This is a genomic window from Bacillus sp. FSL W8-0640 (assembly GCF_038007725.1).
Classification (GTDB): domain Bacteria; phylum Bacillota; class Bacilli; order Bacillales; family Bacillaceae_G; genus Bacillus_A; species Bacillus_A cereus.
The window spans coordinates 1,721,719-1,742,216 of sequence record NZ_JBBOXT010000001.1 but is presented as its reverse complement, the minus strand read 5'-3'; the positions used below and the strand labels follow the sequence as shown (position 1 = coordinate 1,742,216).

Genomic DNA, 20,498 nt, shown 5'->3' with positions numbered 1-20,498 from the left:
TTTGTTTTCATATAAGTTTTGTACTGTAAGGTCATTTAAACACAGCTGTTTATATATCGTAAAGAAGTATTTTCATTCCCTTTATTTTCAAGCTTTCATGTCCTTATTTCAAAATATAATCCGATTCACTTTATCGATTGAAATATCTACATATCACAACAGAAAACACTACTTTCAAATAACCAATGAAGTTATATTAGTATAATTTTTAACCCCATATGCAATTATGCATAGCATATACACAAAAAGGATAGCTTCATTTTCGCGAAGCTATCCTTAAAAAATTTTCTTATTTTTTCAAATGATATGGAACTGTCGTAATAACAACATTTCTTTTATAAAGTAAATACGCACGTATAAGTAAACTGGATTGATTATGAAGAATGTTATGCCAACCTTTTTTCGGAATGAACTGTGGTATAACGACCGTAACACGGTAATTCGATTCACTTGCCTTATATTGCACTGTATCGATAAACTTCGTTAGCGGCTGAATAATACTTCTATAATGAGAATGTAATGTAACAAGCCTTACTTCAGGTTGCCACTTCTTCCATTTCTCCTCAAATTTCTTTTCCTCTTCTCTGTCAAAAGCAACATATACTGCGATAACTTGATCTGCCGAAAGCGATTTCGCATAGTTCAATGAATTTTCTACTACATGCGTCATACCTGCTACAGGAACGACAATTACATTCCCCTCAATTGGAATAAGAGGCTCGCAAGTTTTTAAACTTAATTGATCACCCACTGCATCATAATGCTTCTTAATTCGATGGAATAAGAAGATGATAACTGGTAAGAAAATAAGAATCGACCAAACTTGTGCAAATTTAGTTAAAAAGAACATGCCCATTACGATAAAACTAATAACTGCACCAATTAAATTAACCGTTAATCTTAAAGCCCATCCTTCAGGCTTTTCGCGAAGCCATTTTAATACCATCCCTGTTTGAGAAAGTGTAAATGGAATAAATACACCTACTGCATATAGTGGAATTAAATGTTCTGTTTGTCCTTGGAAAGCTACAATTAAAATAATCGAAGCAACTCCAAGTATAATAATACCGTTTGAGTAACCTAGGCGGTCTCCTCTAATCGTAAACATTCTCGGTATGAATTTATCTTTTGCAAGGTTAACCGCTAATAAAGGAAATGCAGAATAACCTGTATTAGCAGCAAGAATTAATATTAAAGCTGTTGTACCTTGTATGAAATAGTACATGAAATTACGTCCAAATGTTTGTTCAGCAATTTGAGAAACAACTGTTACTTCTTTACTCGGAGTCACTCCGTAATAATAAGCTAAAAATACAATTCCTGAAAATAACACAGCAAGTAATGCACCCATTGCAAGCAATGTTTTTGCAGCATTGTTTGGCGCAGGATCTTTAAAGTTCGGAATTGCATTTGAAATTGCTTCAACACCTGTTAAAGCAGAACTACCTGATGCAAATGCTCTTAGTAATAAAAATAAACTAATCCCTGCAACTGGTGTACCAATTGGCGCATGTAAAGTGGGTGAAACATGACCAGTTAAAATATTATATATGCCCACACCAATTAATATAAATAGTGCTAAAACGAATAAATAAACAGGATATGCTAAAACGGAAGCTGATTCCGTTACTCCCCTTAAATTTAATATCGTAATTAATATAACAAATATAACCGCAATAATTACGTTGTGTGCATGTAAGCTAGGAAACGCAGACGTAATTGCATCTGTACCAGCGGACACACTTACCGCAACAGTTAAAATATAGTCAACTAATAAAGATCCTCCAGCAATTAAGCCTGGATTCATCCCTAAATTTTCTTTTGATACAACATACGCTCCCCCGCCATGCGGATAAGCAAAAATAATTTGACGATAAGATAAAATAAGGGCTGTCAATAATACTAATACCCCAACAGCGATCGGAATGGAATACCAATAAGCGATCGCTCCAACACCTGCTAAAGCAATTAAAATTTGCTCTGGACCGTAAGCAACTGATGACAATGCGTCAGAAGATAAAATAGCTAAAGCTTTCGTTTTATTAAGCTTTTGTTCTCCAAGCTCCGTTGATTTTAACGGTCTTCCAATTAAAAATCTTTTAATAGATGAAACCAATGCTGTCCACTCTCCAATAATTTTGTACGAACTTTTCTGCTTGTTGCAGCCAGTAAACTATTTACTCAGAAAACAAAAAATGTCTACAAGCCATAGCGAAATAGACTTGTAGACATTATTTTTTTTGTCGCACAAGCTCCACCTTCCTTCTCAATATAACGCTTACGAGGTTAGCTGTCGGATTCGGGCCTATGAGTAGCCCTACCTTTTTTAAGGATTCACCCCATCGGATTATGTACTAATCCGTAAAAACGGGTCCCCCGTACCATGCGGTTTCAGCGATTTAGAAAATTGAAACTGTGGATTATAATACTCCTTTATTTTCAAAAAGTAAACAAAAATTTTTAATAAGAAAAAAATTAAAATGATTGTGCATAATCCACTGAGAAATATACATAATGAATACTAAAAAATCCGCAAAGGAGACCCCTATGTCTAAAGAAAAGAAGCCTATTTTTTCCGATTCATATTTAGATGCAGTAGCAAATGAAATTAATCAGTTATATGGTAAACGTGAACAGGAAATAAATTTGACAGATAGAACGAAAAGAAATAAATAATTTGTCATACAAAAAAATAAAAAAGATAGAAATACACTTATATATTGCTATCTTTTTTATTTTTTCATACATCTAATTCTATTACAGATCTGTTAAAGGTCATCTCTTCATACACCTTTAAATTTTGATATATAGTGCCTAATAATGGTGCCGCTATAGAAAATTGCTCTGCTACATCCAGTAAATATCCTTGCAAGTGCTTCCCTTCAATAAACGAACCCTTCTCCATATCACGTTGCATCGATGACTTCATATCATACGAAATTTTATCAATTGTTTTCATATGTTCCTGGGCAATATTAACCTTTATTGGAGCTCCTAATACTTTCATAATTTGTACAGATTCCTCAAATACATTACGGATAAAATCACGGCCGCCTTCACTTTCACGAATTGGTCCAATTGGTGCACGCATTAACGTTGTCACACCGGACATTACAGTAATAAATAAATATTTATGCCACATATCTTGCGTAATATTTTCACTTAAAACAAAACTAGATTTCGTACCTGCAAATGCTTTAGAAATATGCTTTACTCTCTCTGAATTTTGAGACTTAATTTCTCCAAACACAAGTCTGTTGGCAGCGCTAGTTTGTACAATTTCTCCTTGATCGTTTAACGTCGTCTCGATAAAGCATAAACCGCCAAGTACTTTTTCTTCGCCGAATTCTTTTTGTAATAGCGATAAATGAGCGATACCATTTAACAATGGAATGATTACAGTATTTTCGCCAACAAACGGCTTCAAATCTTGAATTGCCTCGTTTAAGTGATACGCTTTTGTTGAAAATAAAATGACATCAAATGGAGAAGTTCTCTCTTCTTTCGTTATTAAATTCGGTTGGAAAGAGAAATCCCCGTTAACACTTCGGATTACAAGTCCTCTTTCCTCTAATTGTTTTTTCCGTTTACTACGAACAAGAAATGTAACATCTTCTCCCTTTTCGACTAATCTGCCACCAAAAAATCCTCCGACTCCACCAGCGCCTAATACTAAAATCCGCATACAGCATCCCCCTTTTCAAAATACAATTTTATAACTTTTAGTATACATAACATTATACATGTCCTCTGCTAAATAAGCTGAATTTTCACTCTCAATCGAGTATAAAACAGTGGTTATTTTCAAATAAATTTGGGCATGTTGTTTCTATAGCATATATGGAAAGGAAACAATGTAGATGGAGGCAATACAAGCAATTGAGGAAAAAGATGTAGCAACAGCTATATTTCAATTTATATTCCCGTTTTCGTTTAAAGCTGGATATGAACAAAATATGTTCCCTTTCTTACAAAAAAACGATTTCCGTCCTTTTCGGCTCGATCATCTCTATGATGAAAATACATATTATGGGGAGTTTAAAGTTTCACATCAAAATATGGAAGCATACTATCTTTCATTTACAAATAAAATTCTCTTTCCTCACTCAGAGCATCAAAAGGGCTTGCAACGTTATTCAAAGGACCTTAACTTAACTGGACATTTAACAACAAACCTTATTTCAATCCCATTCAAGATACACTCTATTGATGTAACACTTTGTCCTTATGAACTTGGCTTCTTAACAATTCGAACAGAAGTAAACACTGCTCCAAGCATGACTTTATCTGAAGCAATCGAATTCGCTGCTCGCTTCCGTGTACTTGAAACTAAAAATGATACAAATGAGACTATTTGTATTGAATGTAACGAAAAAAAGTATTCCCAAGTTGAAAAATTCATTTTTGGTTATTTATTTCATGGCGTAACTGATTTCTTTGAAAAGAAGAGATTAAGAAGTTCATACTTTCAAACCTTCCCTTTCTTCGAAGACCAAAGAATGTACGTCCAAACTTTATTGTCACTAAAAGAAGGTATGGAACTTAATGAAGTGGATGTTTATCGTACTTCTAGTCTTTCCGGATTAACAAGTGATGGTAAGCCATATGTGAGTGCAAATAACCTTCCTTACATTCATGACTATTTAAAAAAACACGCTTACCAGAGATGGGCTCCAAATCGTTATTTCATAATGGAAGAACATATTTTTACATGTGTAACAAATGAAGGAGAACGCGAAATCGCTAAACTTGCTAGTCAAATGTACGGAGAATTTTATTACGCTTTATTATTAAACCTATTCCATAAAATTGTTTTATTAAAAATGGCAAACGCCTATGCTGAGCTAAACATTGAACAAGATACTAATGAAATAGAGAAATTAATTTATTCGATCAATTCGTTCACTGCTAATTATTTTTCTTTAGAATTAGTATCCCAATCACAAAGTGAAGATATTTTCTTCCGCTTAAGAAAACTTTTTAATATTGAGGTTCTATACTCGAACGCGAAACAAAATCTTGATAGTTTGTTTAAATATCAAGAAAATGTCGCCTCTAAAAAAGATAGCCTTTTATTATTAATTTTAACGCTCTACTCTGTAGTGGGCCAAATGTTAGGTTTTACTATGATTGACCTTTTAAGAAACACCGATTCAAACAAAATATCGTCACCTCTTGAATTTTTCGCTCTATTAATCGCGATTAGCGGCATTGTCATTTCACTTATTTTAGGAGCCCAAAGTTTATACCAATGGGGTTTACAGCATAAACGAAGAAAAGCTTGGGTAAAACAAACTGTACTTTCTGCCGTTAAAGAGAAAGAAGATAAAAATTAAAGAAAGTTATTTTCAAATTCTTGGTGCGCTGCAGTAAGTGAAATTTTTATCAGCGATTTTCCGATTATATCGGCGCAACTCGAAATATATCAGCGATTTTTTTTATATATCGACTTACCGACAAAAACCGACAAATGACAGAACCGTATAATAAAAAAAGGGTGCTCCAAAATTAAACTTGGAGTACCCCTTTTACTATAAGAATTCAGTTTACTTCCCTGCTTCGATTTGCTCTAATGCAGCAGCTACTTGCTCTTCCGTTAATTCATGTTGTATTACGTAGCGGTTACGTGGACTTACACGACATTCATGAGAACATGCACGTAAATATTTCGCTTCGTTTTCTTCAGAACATAAAATTTTCTTATTACATTCTGGATTTGAACAGTTTACATAGCGCTCACAAGGTTCACCTGTAAAGTGGTCTTTACCAACGATAACATGTTCTTTTTGGTTTACTGGTACAGCGATACGCTCATCGAACACGTAACATTGTCCATCCCAAAGCTCACCTTGTACTTCTGGGTCTTTTCCGTACGTTACAATTCCGCCGTGAAGCTGACTTACATCTTCATAGCCTTCACGAACTAACCAACCAGAAAACTTCTCACAACGAATTCCGCCTGTACAATAAGTTAAAATCTTTTTACCTTCAAGTACTTCTTTGTTTTCACGAATCCAATCTGGTAATTCACGGAAGGATTCGATATCAGGTTTAATCGCACCTTTGAAGTGACCTAAATCAAATTCATAATCATTTCGTGCATCAATGATAACTGTATCTTCTTGTTTCATTGCTTCATAAAAATCTTTTGGCTCTAAATACTTCCCAGTTATTTCGTGTGGGTTAATGTCATCTTCTAGACGAAGTGTAACTAACTCTGGACGAGGACGCACGTGCATTTTCTTGAATGCATGACCATCAGCTTCATCTATTTTAAATACGATGCCATCAAAACGTGGATCATTGTTCATTGCTTCCATGTATTTCTCGGTTTGTTCTACAGTTCCAGAACAAGTTCCGTTAATACCTTCTTTTGCTACAAGAATTCTTCCTTTTAATTCAAGTGAATTACAAAATGCTAAATGCTCTGCCGCGAATTCTTCTGGGTTTTCAATTGTTGTGTACATGTAATATAGTAATACTCTGTATGGTTTTGTAGTTGCCAATGTATTTCTACCACCTATCTAATTTTTAAAATCATGTATAAGTTAACGTTCATATCAAAACATATATAATAAGAAAATGAATCCCATTTTCTTTTCTTTATACTATTTTCTATCAGTTAACAAAAATAAAAAACAAGATTACACATCAAAACACTATGGTTATGTTGTAATCCCAATATATTATATATCATACAAATGCAATTCCATCAATTAATATGCTGGATTATCGGCTTTATGTTCACATAAATTTCAAAATTGACCCTTTAATTTATTATATTTCCCCACGTCATCACACCATAAACTCCCAATTTATTTTACGTTATCACACCATCCATTGTATAAAGGCATATAATTTGCATTAAGGAAACTTTCGTGTTCAAATGAAATTATCACATAACATATTTAAATGTATTGAAATAATGAGTAAGAATAAATACAATAATTTCATCAAGTTAACATTTTAAAGGGGAAAACTACTATGAATAAAGATATAACAAAAGATGAACATCTCCCTTCTGAAAGTACAACTGTACAATCAGCTCACTTAGCTTTAAGTGGAGAAACAAAAGGCTGGAAAAGACTGTTACCATTTTTAGGACCCGCTTTTATCGCGTCCGTTGCTTATATTGATCCTGGCAACTTTGCTACCAATATCGCAGCTGGTTCACAATATGGATATTTACTATTATGGGTTATACTCGCTTCTAACTTAATGGCTGTATTAATCCAAACTTTATCAGCTAAATTAGGAATTGCTACAGGAAACAATTTACCCGAAATAGCTCGTGAAAACTTTCCAAAGCCTGTGTCTATCGGCTTATGGATACAAGGTGAACTAGTTATTATGGCTACAGATTTAGCGGAATTTATTGGAGCTGCTTTGGGGCTTTACTTACTATTTGGAATCCCGATGCTACCTGCCGCTTTAATTACTGCAGCCGGATCATTTATTATTCTTGAGTTTCAACGTAGAGGATTTCGTCCACTAGAAGCTATTATTACAGGAATGATTTTCATTGTAGTAATCGCTTTTGGGATTCAAGTTTTTTATGCAAAACCAGAATTAAGTCCCCTTCTTTCAGGACTATTTATTCCAAAATTCCAAGGTGTAGACAGTATATTACTTGCAGCAGGGATTTTAGGTGCAACAGTTATGCCGCATGCAATATACTTGCATTCTGCCTTAACACAACGCCGCGTGGTCGGCACAAATGACGAACAAAAGAAAAAGATTTTTCGTTTCGAATTTATCGATATTATTATTGCAATGGTTATTGCTGGAGCAATTAATGCAAGTATGTTAATTGTAGCAGCTGCACTATTTTTTAAAAACGGCTTGCACGTTGAAGATTTAGATGTTGCTTACACTCAATTTACCAATTTAGTAGGTCCTGTATCAGCTGCATTATTTGGAATTGGACTTTTATCAGCAGGACTATCTAGCTCTTCTGTCGGTACAATGTCGGGTGATATTATTATGCAAGGTTTCATTCGCATGCATATTCCGTTATACTTACGCCGATTTATTACAATGATTCCACCATTAGTTATTATCGCTTTAGGTGTAAATCCAACTTACGCTCTAGTCATGAGCCAAGTCGTCTTATCATTCGGTATTGCATTTGCGCTAGTACCACTTATTATGTTTACAAGTAACAAAAAGATTATGGGTGCACTCGTTAACCACCGTATAACAACATTTATCGCTTGGATAATTGCAGCACTCGTTATCATTTTAAATATCTTCTTACTGTATCAAACATTTGTAGGATAATGAAAAAGGGTATTCCAATTTTAATTTGGAATACCCTTTTTGGATGAAATGATTTTCTTCTAGTTACCACTTATGTATGTCCCTCTTTCCGGCATCATGACACCATTTTCAGTTCGAAAGTAAAGTGGCAATCCTTCCGCAAAAAACATACTTACCTTGGACGGATTTTGCCTTTGATGATGGATATGTAAATGTGGCTCACTTGAACTTCCTGAGTTACCGACTTGAGCAAGAAATTCTCCTTCATTTACACGTTGTCCTTCTCTAACTTTAATGGACCCTTTCTTTAAGTGGGCAAGAATCAAAAATGTCTCTGTTTCATCTATCCGTAAATATATGTAATTCCCTGCCATTGACTGAAAATCATCCAATCCGGGAATTAAATCTTTTTCATCATTATTGATTGATACAACCGTCCCAGAAGCTGGTGCCATTACTTTCGCTCCATATATTCCGTAATCCTCTAACTTACTACTTTTCACTTCAGCAGGTGGAATGAGGATATCATATGCCCACCTTTCATTTGGCTTTATAACATGATAGTTCGTTTCTAACTGATCACCGCCCCAGCCTATTAATGCTCGTTCATTCAAAGGAACACGAACTACTGCTTTAGGACTCATAGATTGTATATCTGCTGGGTAAGCAATTCTACCTATATTAGCAAACCAACCGACAGGCCAAGCTCCAATGATAGAAAACAGAATGATTAAAAATAGCGTTCTATCTATCCGCTTTCTAAAAATGCCTTTCCAAAAAAATATTATTACTGATCCTACCAAGAGGAAAACTGAAATAAAACTAAAAGCCTGAATACTCCACCAAACAAAAACTGATGTAACACCATTAGCTACATAAACTAAGATCCAACTTATAATTAAAAAAGAAACTATAATCACTAATAAAAATTTCTTCCACATGTCGCATCCCTACTCTCATATCCTTTTTCTCAATGATACAAAGTAAAAATTACGACATATAAAAGAAATACTTACGACTTTCTTACTTTTTTATACTGCGGTAATTTCACAGTGAAAACTGTTTCTTTATCGTTACTACGTACAGTTAGATCCCCTTGATGGAGCTCGGCTATACTTTTTGAAATTGCAAGCCCCATTCCTTTCCCACCAGTATAAGAACTACGTGATTTTTCACTACGATAAAATTTCTCAAAAACGTAAGGAAGGTCCTCTTCCGGAATACATTGTCCAAAATTTTTAATTTCTACTTCAACATTCATTGTTTTATTGGAAATTCCAATTGCAATTTCCTTTCCATCTTTTCCATACATAATACTATTACCTATTATATTTTCAAATAGTCTCACTATAAGTGCCACATCAACTTCTACATACAGCACTTCATCACTTTTAATATAAAAGCTCATATTAGCATCATTTAATTGTGGTACAAAGCCAATCATGATTTGTTCAATTAATGCTTTCATATCTACTTCATCTTTATGTAATTCAATCTCTCTATAATTTATTTGACAGTATTCTAATAAATCATCTACTTGATGTTTTAATTCATAACTTTTTCGCTTTAATATACTTACATACTGTTCACATTCTTCTCCATTCGAATGGAGTTTATTTCCTAACAGGTCCGCATAACCGATTAAAGATGTTACTGGCGTTCGTAAATCATGAGAAATATTACTAATCATTTCATTTTTCATTTCCTGTGATTTTTTTTCATTCTCGATAGACTCTTTTAAACTTTTGGCCATTCTATTTACATTCGTCGCTAATTCACCAATCTCGTCATTTTTTGAAATAGGTATATGTACTTCAAAATTACCATTACTTATTTCCTTCACGTTCTTATTAATTTCAGACAATCTTTTCATCATTGTTTTTGTCATACATGCAAAGTATGTCGTAGTAAAAATCAAAAAAACTATAAAGTATAAAAATGAATATTTTTCCTCTAACGCATTAACATGACTATATATATTTCCAACTAAAATTTGAAGCACTATTATACTTACAGTCGCTAACAAGATGCTACATATGAAAGCTAAAAAAAATTTCGCCCTAATACCCTGTAAAGATCTAATCTTCAATTTTATATCCGACTCCCCAAACATTTTGTATAAACTTCGGTTCTTTTGGATTCTCTTCAATTTTATTTCTCAATCTTGCAATATGAACCATTACTGTATTATTACTTTCATAGGCTCTTTCGTTCCAAACGCTCTCATATATTTCTTCAATTGTAAACACACGATTCCTTGCGGCTGCCATTAAGTGTAAAATATCATATTCAGTTTTCGTAAGATTCATTGTTTCTCCATATAACATTACAGTTCTCGACACTTCATCTATTTCTAAACCTCTAATATTTATTTTCTTTTCCATTACTTGGACAGCATTTTGGTTGAAATATGTATACCTTCTTAATTGAGCTTTCACTCTTGCGATAAATTCAATTGTACTGAACGGCTTCACAATATAATCATCTGCCCCAGTACTAAATCCAATTACCTTATCGACATCCGATGATTTCGCGCTTAAAAACATAATTGGTAAACTATGTTTCTCTCTAATCCTTCTACACAATTCTATCCCATCCATTTGTGGCATCATAATATCCAAAATAGCAAGTTGAATACTGTTATTATTTATTATTTCTAAAGCCTCTTCTCCGTTATGAGCACTAAAAACTTTAAAACCTTCTTGCATTAGATTCACTTTTATAAATTGAACAATATCTTGATCATCATCTACAATTAAAATTGAATTTTTCTCCATATACAAACCTCTTTTTGAAATATATTCCACAATCAATTTTATCATAAATTAAAACCATACTCCCCTCTTGAATAATCTTTATTTTCAGACTAGATTATATAATAACAACACATTCTAGTTTCAAAAGAAATGGAGTGAAAGCATGTTTCCTATATTGAAAACAGACCGACTCATTTTAAGAGAACTTACCGAAGAAGATGCACCGCGTATACTACAATGCTTTTCTAATACTAATGTACTGCGCTATTATGGCCAAAAACCGTTACAAGATATTGATCAAGTGAAGCAAATCATTCATAATTTTAAGTTGAGTTACAATGCAAGAAGCGGTATAAAATGGGGAATCGAATTAAAAGACACGAAAGAACTCATTGGTACCATTGGTTTTCACGATTGGTCTTCTGAGCATAAACGAGCCAATATAAGTTATGCCTTTTTGCCTGAACACTGGGGAAAAGGATATGCGACTGAAGCTGTTTCTGAGGTTATATCATACGGTTTCCATACGATTCATTTAAAGCGGATTGGAGCAATTGTATTTCTTGAAAATGAAGCTTCCAATAAAGTACTATTAAAATTAGGCTTTGAAAAAGAAGGCGTTCTAAAAAATTATATGTATCAAGATGATGTCCCATATGATACGAATTTTTACGCTTTATTAAAATCGGTTTAATAGAATTCATGTGTAAAAAACCTTACTTTTAAAAAGTAAGGTTTTTTGTATTTATTCATTAGCAATATAAGCATTCTTATAAGTATAAATACCACCAAATTGATGCTTTTCAATTCCTTTTACATAATCCTTTTGTACATATGCTGAGCCAATATGATAAAGCGGCGCTACCGCAGCATCTTCTAATAATACCTGTTCGGCTTCTCGCAACGCTTCCCATCGGTTTTCCGTATCTAGTACAAAATCCGTTTTCGCTTTCTTTATTAATTCATCGTAATGAACATTAGAATAATTCATTTTATTATTCGGATTCCCTGTCGTAAATAACTCTAAATAACTAATTGGGTCTTTATAGTCAGGCCCCCAATTTGCCATAGTTATATCGTAATCACCTGCTTGTTCTAACTGTAATTTTTGCTTAAATGGCTGTTGTTTAATTTGTATCGCGATTCCTTGCAAATTCTTTTCTAAATCACCTTTTATATATTCTGCCATCCGTTTTGCATTATCTTGTTCAAACGTTAAAAACTCGAGGTTTACTTGCTCTACTTCAAGCTCTTTTTTCGCTTCTTTCCAAATCTTTTGCGCATTTTGCAAATCATATGAAGAAAGATCTCCGTTTTCTTTTCTAAAATCTTTACCGGTCACTTCATTTACATGACCAACTGGTACAAGCCCGCTTGCAGGTTTTGCTCCGTTATTAATAAAGTGAGCAACAAAATCATCTTTATTTAACGCTAATGAAATAGATTGACGCACTTTTTTATTTGCTAACGCGGTATTTTTTTCATTAAAACGAAGCATGGCAATTCCAGGATCACTCGACATATGTAATTCCTTATTCCCTCTATACTTGTCTACAATTTGCGAATTAATAGGTACTCGATCCAAATCTCCGGCTTCATATAAATTTACAGCTGTCATTGTATCCTTTACGATATGAAAGTTTATTTCGTCTAATTTCACTTTCTTTCGATCCCAATATGCAGCATTCTTCTTTAATTGAAACTCTTGTTCATGCTTCCATTTTTCTAATACAAATGGCCCGTTATATATGAGATTACTAGGTTCCAATGCATAATTGTTTCCTTGTTCTTTCAAAAATGATTCATGCTGCGGTAAGTATATAGGTAGTGCTAACAACTGTAAAAAATACGGAACCGGCTGTTCGAGTTCAACTTCTAACGTATAATTATTTATTGCTTTAACCCCAAGTGCATCAAGAGGCATTGTTCCCTTATTAATCTCTTTCGCATTTTTCACATAAAAGAGCATGTATGCATATTGAGATGCCGTTTCAGGGTTAATTGCACGTTTCCACGCAAATATAAAATCATTTGCTGTTACATTATCTCCATTTGACCATTTTGCATCTTTACGCAAGTTAAATGTATATTTCTTACCATCTTCACTTCTTTTAAACGATTTTGCTACTGCTGGAGTAGGCTGATCTTGATCATTTAATACATATAACCCTTCAAATATGTTTTGCATAACGTGTGCTGATGTACCATCCATCGTTTTCGCAGTGTCCAGAGAAGGAATTTCTTCTGATACTGTTACATTTAACACTTGTTTTTTAACCTCTGTATCACTTTTATTCGCTTTATTATTACAAGCTGTTAATAATAAAGATGTAACAAGTGCCATTACCATTAAATGGCTCTTTTTTCGCTTCATGAGTTGTTCTCCTTAAGTATAAAATATTATAAAGCGTTATATATTATAGCAGAAATATGAACAGAAAGATGCGACATTCTTTTGAATATTTATTCGTTCAAGAAAAAAGCTATCCTTTTAAAAGGATAGCTTTTTCAACTGCCACATAATTAGTTATCTTTGCAAACCTCGTTTATAACGACTTGCTTCAAATATAATACGCTCTTCATCTAACGTTTTACATTCGCCATTCCAAACGACACGTTTTCCGTTAATAATTACATCGCTTATATCTTTTCCACTAGCAGCATACACAAGATGTGATAACACTTCATCTGCTGGTTGTAAATGCGGCTTATTAGATGGATCAATCGTAATAAAATCAGCACATTTTCCAACCTCAAGTGATCCTGTTTGTTTCATCCCGATTACTTCAGCAGCCCCTTTAGTCGCAAGTGTAAGAGCTGTTTCAACTGGTAAAGCTGTTGCATCTTGGTGAATACCTTTTTGTAGTAAAGTCGCTATGCGCATTTCTTCAAACATGTCTAAATTATTGTTAGATGCAACACTATCTGTTGCAATTCCTACTTTTATTCCTGCTTCTAGCATCGCTTTTACATTCGCTATACCAGAACCTAGTTTTAAATTACTATTCGGATTATGAGCTACTCGAACGTCATGTTCTGCTAAAAATGCACGCTCATCGTCATTTAATACTACACCGTGTGCAATAACTGTTGGGCGTTTAAACAATCCGCAGCTCGCTGCATATTCTACTGGACGTTTTCCATATTGTGCTTCAATATCACGTACTTCACGCTCTGTTTCAGAAAGGTGGATATGAACCATCGTTTGATTCTCTACTGCAATCCGTGCGCACTCTTCTAACAATTCTGTACTACATGTATATGGACTATGTGGTGCAACCATCGTAGTTAACATGCCACTTTCGTTATAGTAACGCTTCACATATTTCTCAGCTTCTTCAATCGCTTTCTTTTCATCGTCTTTCGTTCCGAAGCTAAATAAAGTCCTTGAAACAGCAGCTCGCATCCCGCTCCTTGATACCGTTTCCATAATTGCGTCTTGATCTACTCCAATTGGATTAAACATGTCAGAGAATGATGTTGTACCACTTTTCACCATCTCAAGTAATCCTAATTCCGTACTAGCGACCGCAATTTGGGGAGTAAATTGACTTTCCAGTGGCCAAATTCTCGTCTCAAGCCACGGCTGTAATAACATATCATCGCCAATACCTCTTAGGAGACTCATTACAACGTGTGTATGTGTATTTACAAGCCCTGGTAAAACCCACTTTCCTTTCATATCAATTACTTCATCTACTTCAAAATCATTAGCGAATTCTCCGCTCTTTACATCTATAATTTGATCATTTTCTACAATGATATATCCATTTTCTATCACTTCGTTTTGTTCATTCATCGTTACAATTGTAGCGTTTACATAAGTTGTTTTCAAAAGTATTTCCCCTTTCAACTCTATGAAGTTCCCTTTAATAAGTTACCACCATTATAGTAACTTATTAAAGATTAAGAGTCAAAAGATAATTTGAATTCTTTCGTTACTTTTTCCTTCAAAATGCTATATTGTTTTTCATTTGTATCTGCAAATGCTTCTTTCCGATTTGATTCCACATCCATATAATTCAATTTCCCATTGAATTGAGTCTCTGTAAAATCAAATCTCTGCCCATCTATAAAGTTATAAAAGTGCCATACCTCTCTTACTTTTGCCTTTTTAATTTCTCCTCCATATATGTCTTGAACGACTAGAGCCGTTACACCACACTGTCCCTTTGCTGGGTTTTCAATTGTCCACTTTGAACTCGTTTCAATCGACCACGATTTTATTAGTGCTTCATATATTCTTTTTTCCTTTACATCATCCATTCTAATCTTCCCCTACTATTAATAGTTTTACACATCATATTTCAAAAGAGGCAGTACACGACCCTTAAAGACAGTTGATGGTGTCTCTCCTATTAACTGTGCCCCCATTTTCAAGTAATATCCTTTTGCATTCGGATCACTATCAATTGTAAAACTTTTTAATCCTAGTTCATTGGCTTTTTCTATTACGTACTCCCAAAGTATTTTCCCGTAACCTTTTCCTTTGTAATCAGGATGAATGTACAAGAAATCGAGAGCTTTATCATTACGTAAAAATGAGAAAAAACCAATCTTCGCATTATCGTTTTCTAAAACATATACAAAATTATTTTTTATGTATTCTTCTGTAATTGTTAAATCTTCCTTACAAGCAAGTATGAATTCTTCACTATAATCCCACGTTGCTTTTGATTGTAGTGCGAATTCACTTAATTCATTTGCTTCACTTAATAACGCTTCTCTTATCTTCATGATTCTTTCTCCTCACCTTCGATATGTAAACTACTAAATTGATTCGGAAAGCACTTCAAAAAACCTTTTTTTCATAAATTAGAGGTTATTTTTATAAATCTTTATTATAACCAGTACAATTTTTTTAAAGAAAAAGAACACCATCCCTAAAAGTTGGTGTTCTCTTTTTCTAAAATTTAATCTTCAAACTCACTCATTCGTTTTACTATTTCGTACGATACAAACCTATACAGTTTCTACTACCGCTTCAAGCATTGTTCCATTTTTAGCATAATTCGTATGCCAAGAAAAAGCTTTTTCTAAAATATGAGGAGTTTGTCCACCTCTTGTTTTTGCTTCTTCGTAATAAGCACGTAGTTGATCACGATACATTGGATGTGCGCAATTCTCAATAATAAGTTCCACTCTTTCTCTTGGCGCAAGTCCCCTTAAGTCGGCATACCCCTGTTCAGTAACAATAACATCTACATCATGTTCAGTATGGTCTACATGAGAAACGAAAGGAACAATACTTGAAATGTTACCACCTTTCGCAATCGATTTAGTAACAAAGATAGCTAGGCGTGCATTTCTTGCAAAATCACCAGACCCACCAATTCCATTCATCATTTTTGTACCTAAAACGTGAGTAGAGTTAACATTTCCGTATATATCTAATTCTAATGCAGTATTAATTGAGATTAATCCAAGGCGACGAATGATTTCAGGATGATTGGAAATCTCTTGCGGACGCATCATTAATTTGTCACGATATTTTTCAAAGTTAGAAAATACTTGTTGCATTTTCTCTTCAGAAAGCGTGATAGAACAACAAGAAGCAAAATTGACTTTTCCAGCATCCATAAGATCAAAAACTGCATCTTGTAAAACTTCAGAATACACTTCTAAATCTTCAAATTCTGAATCTAACATTCCATGCAATACTGCGTTAGCAACTGAACCAATTCCTGATTGTAACGGCGCTAAACGATTTGTTAATCGCCCTATTTTAACTTCTTCTCGAAGGAATTCTATTAAATGCTGTGCCATAATGACCGTTTCTTCATCCGGAGGAACAATTGTCGATGGCGAATCCAATTGATTCGTAAACACAATTCCCTTTACTTTTTCAGGATCAATTGGAATACCGATTGTTCCAATTCGGTCATCTGTTTTCACAAGCGGAATTGGAAGCCTCTCCCCTTGTTTACCTGGTTCATATAGATCATGTAGTCCCTCTAATTGCGTGGATTGAGCCATATTCATTTCAATAATAATAGACTTAGCATTTAAGGAAAACGCTAAGGAATTTCCAATTGAAGTGGTTGGAATAATCATTCCGTCCTCTGTAATCGCAACCGCTTCCAAAATAGCGAAATCTATATCCAGAACGTCAGCGCGGAGTAACTCTGCTGTATGAGATAAGTGTTGATCCACAAATAAAAAGTCTCCGTTATTAATTCCTTTTCGCATCGTCGCGTCAGCTTGGAAAGGTAATCTTTTCCCTAAAATTCCTGCCTCAGCAAATAATTTGTCTACATCCGAGCCTAAAGAAGCCCCAGTATAAACATTTACTTTAAAAGATTCATCATTCTTAACTCGGTTTACAAGCGCAAATGGGACTGCTTTTACATCACCTGCACGTGTAAACCCACTTAAGCCTAAAGTCATTCCACTTTGAATCCAGGAAGCTGCTTCTTCAGGTGTAACTACCCGATCTTTTAGACGTTGATCTCTGATTCTATCTAAATTATTCTCCATATGTAATCCCTCTCTCATTGAATATTCATAATTATTTTACACATTTACACTATCAAAATAGGGATTTTAGTATACAATGCCGAAAATTCAGACAGAACAGCAAATCTAGGTTCTAAAGCAGAAAAATTTAGAATCCTAGAAGCTTACGGAAATAACTAGCGTATGATTGACTAACTGGTACTCTCTCACCATTATCCATCGAAAGTACAAAAGTAGAATGGGTATCAGGATAAATCGCTTTAATATGATTAACATTTACAATAAATGAACGGTGACATCTAATAAATGAATCTTTAGGAAGCAAGTATTCGAATTCTTGCAGAGAGTATTTATGTGTTCCTGATAACTCTTCTGAATTCACGTACGTCTTTTTATCTTTAGCCTCTAAATACATAACCTTTGAAAAAGGAACCGGAATCCAGCCATCTGTTGTTTTTAAAGTAACGACTGACTTTCCATCCGTTAAAGCTGGATAAATTGCCGTTACGCACCCTTCAAGCTTTCCATTGTTTGAAAATGGTACAGCCATTCCATGATAAGGAATACCAAAAACATCCCGATTCATAAACTCAGATGTTTTTTGATTCATCACCATCGCTTTATGAGCAATCGTTCCTTCCTTTATAGAATCCCCAGCGCTAATCTTTAAATCAATTCGTTTACTTGGCCGATAGTAAATATATTCTTTCGTATTCGAAACAGCAATTGAAATTTCATCTGAAAATAATTCACCAACAACATCTAGTAATAAACCTAATGTTCTATCTTCCATTCTATTAACACCTCATTCACTATTATACTACTATTATGAACGAGCATCTGTTGCTTTATAAAAAGTTTGATTTTAAGTTACTTTTAAAATTAGTTTTATTCACTATTACTTCGTTACTACAAAAAGCCTCACTTCAGAAAAGTGAGGTTTCCTCTCATACAATATTTCTTTATTTTTTAACGACTATAGAATAAGATTTATTTTTTATTAAGTAAAGTGAATTTAAGAATTTATTGCCCGTATTTCTGTAAAATAAATAATCCCAAACTACAAACAGTTTGGGATTATCTTTCTCATTTATTATGCGCATCTAACCAAGAAATTAAATCTTTAAATACTTCATCCTTATTTACTTCATGAAACATTTCATGTCTACCATTTTCATATAAACGTAGTGTCACGTCTTTCACACCACATTTTTTATAGTTTTCATATACTTCTTTTACACCTTTCCCCATATCGCCAACAGGATCACGATCACCAGAAAATATATGTATTGGAAGATTCTTTGGCGTCTTCTTGTATTCTTCTAGTTTATTTACTTCTAATACACCAGAAAATAATTCTCGGTAAAAACTCGTCGTACAAATGAAACCACATAACGGATCCGCAATATATTTATCAACTTGATTATTATCTGAAGATAACCAATCAAATTTTGTACGATTTGGCTTAAAGTTCGAATTGAAGTTTCCGAAAGATAAAAAGTTTAGCATTGGACTTTTCGTTTTTGCACCACGCAATTTCATTTCGATTGTTGCTACTTTATGACCAATAGCTCCTAAAAGCCCTGGATTTCCACCTGTTCCTGAAATCAGAAATCCATCATATAATTCGCCTCTAAGTTGCACAGCACGTCTTGATAAAAAAGAACCCATACTATGGCCAAGTAAAAATAACGGGCATGTCTGCTCTTTTCTTACCGTTTCTGATACAAAAATAACATCAGACACAGCCTCATTCCAACCTACATTTGGTTTAAAATGACCATAATCTTCTTCTCTTTTCACTGTTTTCCCATGACCTTTATGATCATGTGCATAAACACCATACCCTGCTTCTAATAACGCAGCAATAAAGTCTGTATAAACACCTGCATGTTCTGTCATACCATGTGCAATTTGAATAATCCCTTTCGGTTTACCTTCTGGCAACCACTTGCGTAAATAAATTTCTGATCCATCCAATGCCGTAACGAAACTTTCCTGTACGTTCATTTCGTCAGCTCCCAACTCTATTATGTATCTTTAAAAATGAATATCGATTCATTTTTCTTACTATGTATTATATGCAATTGCCTTCATTATGACAAATGACTCACTTTTCCAATTAGCTCAATAACTATTATGTTGACGAACCGAAAATAAAATTATATAGTTACTTACATAAAGTAACTATATAACTTTTAGGAGGTTTCTACTATTATGATGCCATCATTATTTTTAGCACATGGTTCGCCTATGCTCGCTATTCAAGATACAGACTATACACGATTTTTAAAAACACTTGGAGAAACATATAAACCGAAAGCAATTGTTATTTTCACTGCTCACTGGGAAAGTGAAGTATTAACGATTTCCTCATCAGATAACGAGTATGAAACAATTTATGATTTTGGAGGTTTTCCCCCTGAGTTATACGAAATCAAATATCGTGCGAAAGGCTCTTCTAGCATTGCATCTATGTTAGAAACAAAATTTAAGAACAAAGGTATTTCAGTCCATCATAATATGACGAGAGGTTTAGATCATGGTTCATGGACACTCCTGCACCGCATGTATCCAGAAGCAAATATTCCTGTCGTGCAAATATCAGTCAATCCATTCCTTTCTGCAAAAGAACAATTTGAAATTGGAGAAGCACTTAAAGGACTCGGACAAGAAGATATTTTAGTAATCGGGAGTGGTGTTACCGTCCATAACTTACGAGCTTTGAAATGGAATCAAACTACACCTGAAAAATGGGCAATTGAATTTGATGATTGGATTATTAAACATATGCAGCATAACGATAAAGATGCATTGTTTAATTGGGAGAAAAATGCTCCTCATGCACAATTAGCAGTACCAAGAGCAGAGCATTTTGTTCCTTTATTTATCGCTATGGGAAGTGGTGAATATAGCGGTGAAGTTATTCACCGTAGTTATGAGCTTGGTACATTAAGTTATCTCTGTCTTCGATTTTAAAGAAAAAGGATGAAGCACATGTTGCTTCATCCTTTTTCTTTTTCATTC

18 protein-coding genes and 1 riboswitch are annotated in these 20,498 nt (G+C 34.1%); of the genes, 5 read left to right on the top strand and 13 right to left on the bottom strand.

Annotated features, from left to right (window positions below; all coding sequences use genetic code 11):
* Window positions 1–289 precede the first annotated feature (289 nt).
* The gene (locus N2V80_RS09120; protein WP_061654546.1) at window positions 290–2,116 is read right to left on the bottom strand and encodes an APC family permease; all 1,827 of its coding nucleotides are present in this window, start codon (window positions 2,114–2,116) and stop codon (window positions 290–292) included.
* Between the two features lie 144 nt (window positions 2,117–2,260).
* Window positions 2,261–2,407, bottom strand: a riboswitch (cyclic di-AMP (ydaO/yuaA leader).
* Between the two features lie 140 nt (window positions 2,408–2,547).
* Between N2V80_RS09120 and N2V80_RS09115 the strand changes: the two genes are divergently transcribed.
* Complete coding sequence (locus N2V80_RS09115; RefSeq protein ID WP_000031873.1) at window positions 2,548–2,676, top strand: hypothetical protein; 129 nt, start codon at window positions 2,548–2,550, stop codon at window positions 2,674–2,676.
* 64 nt (window positions 2,677–2,740) lie between these two features.
* On the opposite strand, the gene panE is transcribed toward N2V80_RS09115, so the two are convergent.
* Window positions 2,741–3,685 (bottom strand): 2-dehydropantoate 2-reductase, encoded by a 945-nt coding sequence (gene panE / locus N2V80_RS09110; RefSeq protein WP_001221910.1) that lies wholly within the window; start codon window positions 3,683–3,685, stop codon window positions 2,741–2,743.
* Window positions 3,686–3,860: 175 nt separating this feature from the next.
* Here panE and N2V80_RS09105 point away from each other — a divergent pair, with 175 nt between their 5' ends.
* Entirely contained in the window at window positions 3,861–5,336 is a 1,476-nt protein-coding gene (locus N2V80_RS09105; RefSeq protein WP_000387421.1) for a hypothetical protein, read from the top strand.
* 210 nt (window positions 5,337–5,546) lie between these two features.
* Here N2V80_RS09105 and trhO read toward each other — a convergent pair whose 3' ends face one another.
* Window positions 5,547–6,506 (bottom strand): oxygen-dependent tRNA uridine(34) hydroxylase TrhO, encoded by a 960-nt coding sequence (trhO, locus tag N2V80_RS09100; RefSeq protein WP_000246214.1) that lies wholly within the window; start codon window positions 6,504–6,506, stop codon window positions 5,547–5,549.
* 478 nt (window positions 6,507–6,984) lie between these two features.
* Between trhO and N2V80_RS09095 the strand changes: the two genes are divergently transcribed.
* The gene (locus tag N2V80_RS09095) at window positions 6,985–8,280 is read left to right on the top strand and encodes an Nramp family divalent metal transporter (RefSeq protein ID WP_053514140.1); all 1,296 of its coding nucleotides are present in this window, start codon (window positions 6,985–6,987) and stop codon (window positions 8,278–8,280) included.
* A gap of 59 nt (window positions 8,281–8,339) precedes the next feature.
* Here N2V80_RS09095 and N2V80_RS09090 read toward each other — a convergent pair whose 3' ends face one another.
* From N2V80_RS09090 to N2V80_RS09080, 3 genes are all read right to left on the bottom strand, one after another.
* Complete coding sequence (locus tag N2V80_RS09090) at window positions 8,340–9,200, bottom strand: M23 family metallopeptidase (RefSeq protein WP_000265535.1); 861 nt, start codon at window positions 9,198–9,200, stop codon at window positions 8,340–8,342.
* A gap of 71 nt (window positions 9,201–9,271) precedes the next feature.
* Window positions 9,272–10,372: an ATP-binding protein gene (locus N2V80_RS09085; RefSeq protein WP_142310089.1), complete on the bottom strand. Its 1,101-nt coding sequence runs from the start codon at window positions 10,370–10,372 to the stop codon at window positions 9,272–9,274.
* Window positions 10,338–11,036 (bottom strand): response regulator transcription factor, encoded by a 699-nt coding sequence (locus N2V80_RS09080; RefSeq protein WP_000414526.1) that lies wholly within the window; start codon window positions 11,034–11,036, stop codon window positions 10,338–10,340. Before N2V80_RS09080 ends, N2V80_RS09085 begins: the two co-directional genes overlap by 35 nt.
* A gap of 142 nt (window positions 11,037–11,178) precedes the next feature.
* On the opposite strand from N2V80_RS09080, the gene N2V80_RS09075 reads away from it, so the two are divergent.
* Complete coding sequence (locus N2V80_RS09075) at window positions 11,179–11,709, top strand: GNAT family N-acetyltransferase (protein WP_000483972.1); 531 nt, start codon at window positions 11,179–11,181, stop codon at window positions 11,707–11,709.
* A gap of 51 nt (window positions 11,710–11,760) precedes the next feature.
* Here N2V80_RS09075 and N2V80_RS09070 read toward each other — a convergent pair whose 3' ends face one another.
* The 7 genes from N2V80_RS09070 to N2V80_RS09040 all read right to left on the bottom strand — a co-directional run bounded on the left by N2V80_RS09070 (window position 11,761) and on the right by N2V80_RS09040 (window position 19,481).
* Window positions 11,761–13,389, bottom strand: a complete 1,629-nt coding sequence (locus tag N2V80_RS09070) for a peptide ABC transporter substrate-binding protein (RefSeq protein WP_061654548.1) — start codon at window positions 13,387–13,389, stop codon at window positions 11,761–11,763.
* A 153-nt stretch (window positions 13,390–13,542) separates the two neighbouring features.
* Complete coding sequence (locus N2V80_RS09065) at window positions 13,543–14,868, bottom strand: bifunctional S-methyl-5'-thioadenosine deaminase/S-adenosylhomocysteine deaminase (RefSeq protein WP_001999581.1); 1,326 nt, start codon at window positions 14,866–14,868, stop codon at window positions 13,543–13,545.
* Window positions 14,869–14,921: 53 nt separating this feature from the next.
* On the bottom strand, window positions 14,922–15,281 hold the full coding sequence (locus N2V80_RS09060; protein WP_061654549.1) for a YunG family protein: 360 nt from the start codon (window positions 15,279–15,281) through the stop codon (window positions 14,922–14,924).
* 27 nt (window positions 15,282–15,308) lie between these two features.
* Window positions 15,309–15,752: a GNAT family N-acetyltransferase gene (locus N2V80_RS09055; RefSeq protein ID WP_000701894.1), complete on the bottom strand. Its 444-nt coding sequence runs from the start codon at window positions 15,750–15,752 to the stop codon at window positions 15,309–15,311.
* 225 nt (window positions 15,753–15,977) lie between these two features.
* On the bottom strand, window positions 15,978–17,492 hold the full coding sequence (locus N2V80_RS09050; RefSeq protein ID WP_000429821.1) for an acetyl-CoA hydrolase/transferase family protein: 1,515 nt from the start codon (window positions 17,490–17,492) through the stop codon (window positions 15,978–15,980).
* A 127-nt stretch (window positions 17,493–17,619) separates the two neighbouring features.
* A complete protein-coding gene (locus N2V80_RS09045) occupies window positions 17,620–18,264 on the bottom strand; it encodes a LytTR family DNA-binding domain-containing protein (protein WP_000390208.1) in 645 nt (214 codons plus the stop codon).
* Between the two features lie 293 nt (window positions 18,265–18,557).
* A complete protein-coding gene (locus tag N2V80_RS09040; RefSeq protein WP_001102598.1) occupies window positions 18,558–19,481 on the bottom strand; it encodes an alpha/beta hydrolase in 924 nt (307 codons plus the stop codon).
* A 207-nt stretch (window positions 19,482–19,688) separates the two neighbouring features.
* Here N2V80_RS09040 and N2V80_RS09035 point away from each other — a divergent pair, with 207 nt between their 5' ends.
* Window positions 19,689–20,450: a DODA-type extradiol aromatic ring-opening family dioxygenase gene (locus tag N2V80_RS09035; RefSeq protein WP_061654550.1), complete on the top strand. Its 762-nt coding sequence runs from the start codon at window positions 19,689–19,691 to the stop codon at window positions 20,448–20,450.
* Window positions 20,451–20,498 lie beyond the last annotated feature (48 nt).

Coding starts and splice junctions, on each gene's coding strand:
- N2V80_RS09115 (WP_000031873.1), top strand. CDS start 2,548: ATGTCTAAAGAAAAGAAGCCTATTTTTTCCGATTCATATTTAGATGCA.
- panE (WP_001221910.1), bottom strand. CDS start 3,685: ATGCGGATTTTAGTATTAGGCGCTGGTGGAGTCGGAGGATTTTTTGGT.
- N2V80_RS09105 (WP_000387421.1), top strand. CDS start 3,861: ATGGAGGCAATACAAGCAATTGAGGAAAAAGATGTAGCAACAGCTATA.
- N2V80_RS09095 (WP_053514140.1), top strand. CDS start 6,985: ATGAATAAAGATATAACAAAAGATGAACATCTCCCTTCTGAAAGTACA.
- N2V80_RS09090 (WP_000265535.1), bottom strand. CDS start 9,200: ATGTGGAAGAAATTTTTATTAGTGATTATAGTTTCTTTTTTAATTATA.
- N2V80_RS09085 (WP_142310089.1), bottom strand. CDS start 10,372: ATGTTTGGGGAGTCGGATATAAAATTGAAGATTAGATCTTTACAGGGT.
- N2V80_RS09080 (WP_000414526.1), bottom strand. CDS start 11,036: ATGGAGAAAAATTCAATTTTAATTGTAGATGATGATCAAGATATTGTT.
- N2V80_RS09075 (WP_000483972.1), top strand. CDS start 11,179: ATGTTTCCTATATTGAAAACAGACCGACTCATTTTAAGAGAACTTACC.
- N2V80_RS09070 (WP_061654548.1), bottom strand. CDS start 13,389: ATGAAGCGAAAAAAGAGCCATTTAATGGTAATGGCACTTGTTACATCT.
- N2V80_RS09060 (WP_061654549.1), bottom strand. CDS start 15,281: ATGGATGATGTAAAGGAAAAAAGAATATATGAAGCACTAATAAAATCG.
- N2V80_RS09055 (WP_000701894.1), bottom strand. CDS start 15,752: ATGAAGATAAGAGAAGCGTTATTAAGTGAAGCAAATGAATTAAGTGAA.
- N2V80_RS09050 (WP_000429821.1), bottom strand. CDS start 17,492: ATGGAGAATAATTTAGATAGAATCAGAGATCAACGTCTAAAAGATCGG.
- N2V80_RS09045 (WP_000390208.1), bottom strand. CDS start 18,264: ATGGAAGATAGAACATTAGGTTTATTACTAGATGTTGTTGGTGAATTA.
- N2V80_RS09040 (WP_001102598.1), bottom strand. CDS start 19,481: ATGAACGTACAGGAAAGTTTCGTTACGGCATTGGATGGATCAGAAATT.
- N2V80_RS09035 (WP_061654550.1), top strand. CDS start 19,689: ATGATGCCATCATTATTTTTAGCACATGGTTCGCCTATGCTCGCTATT.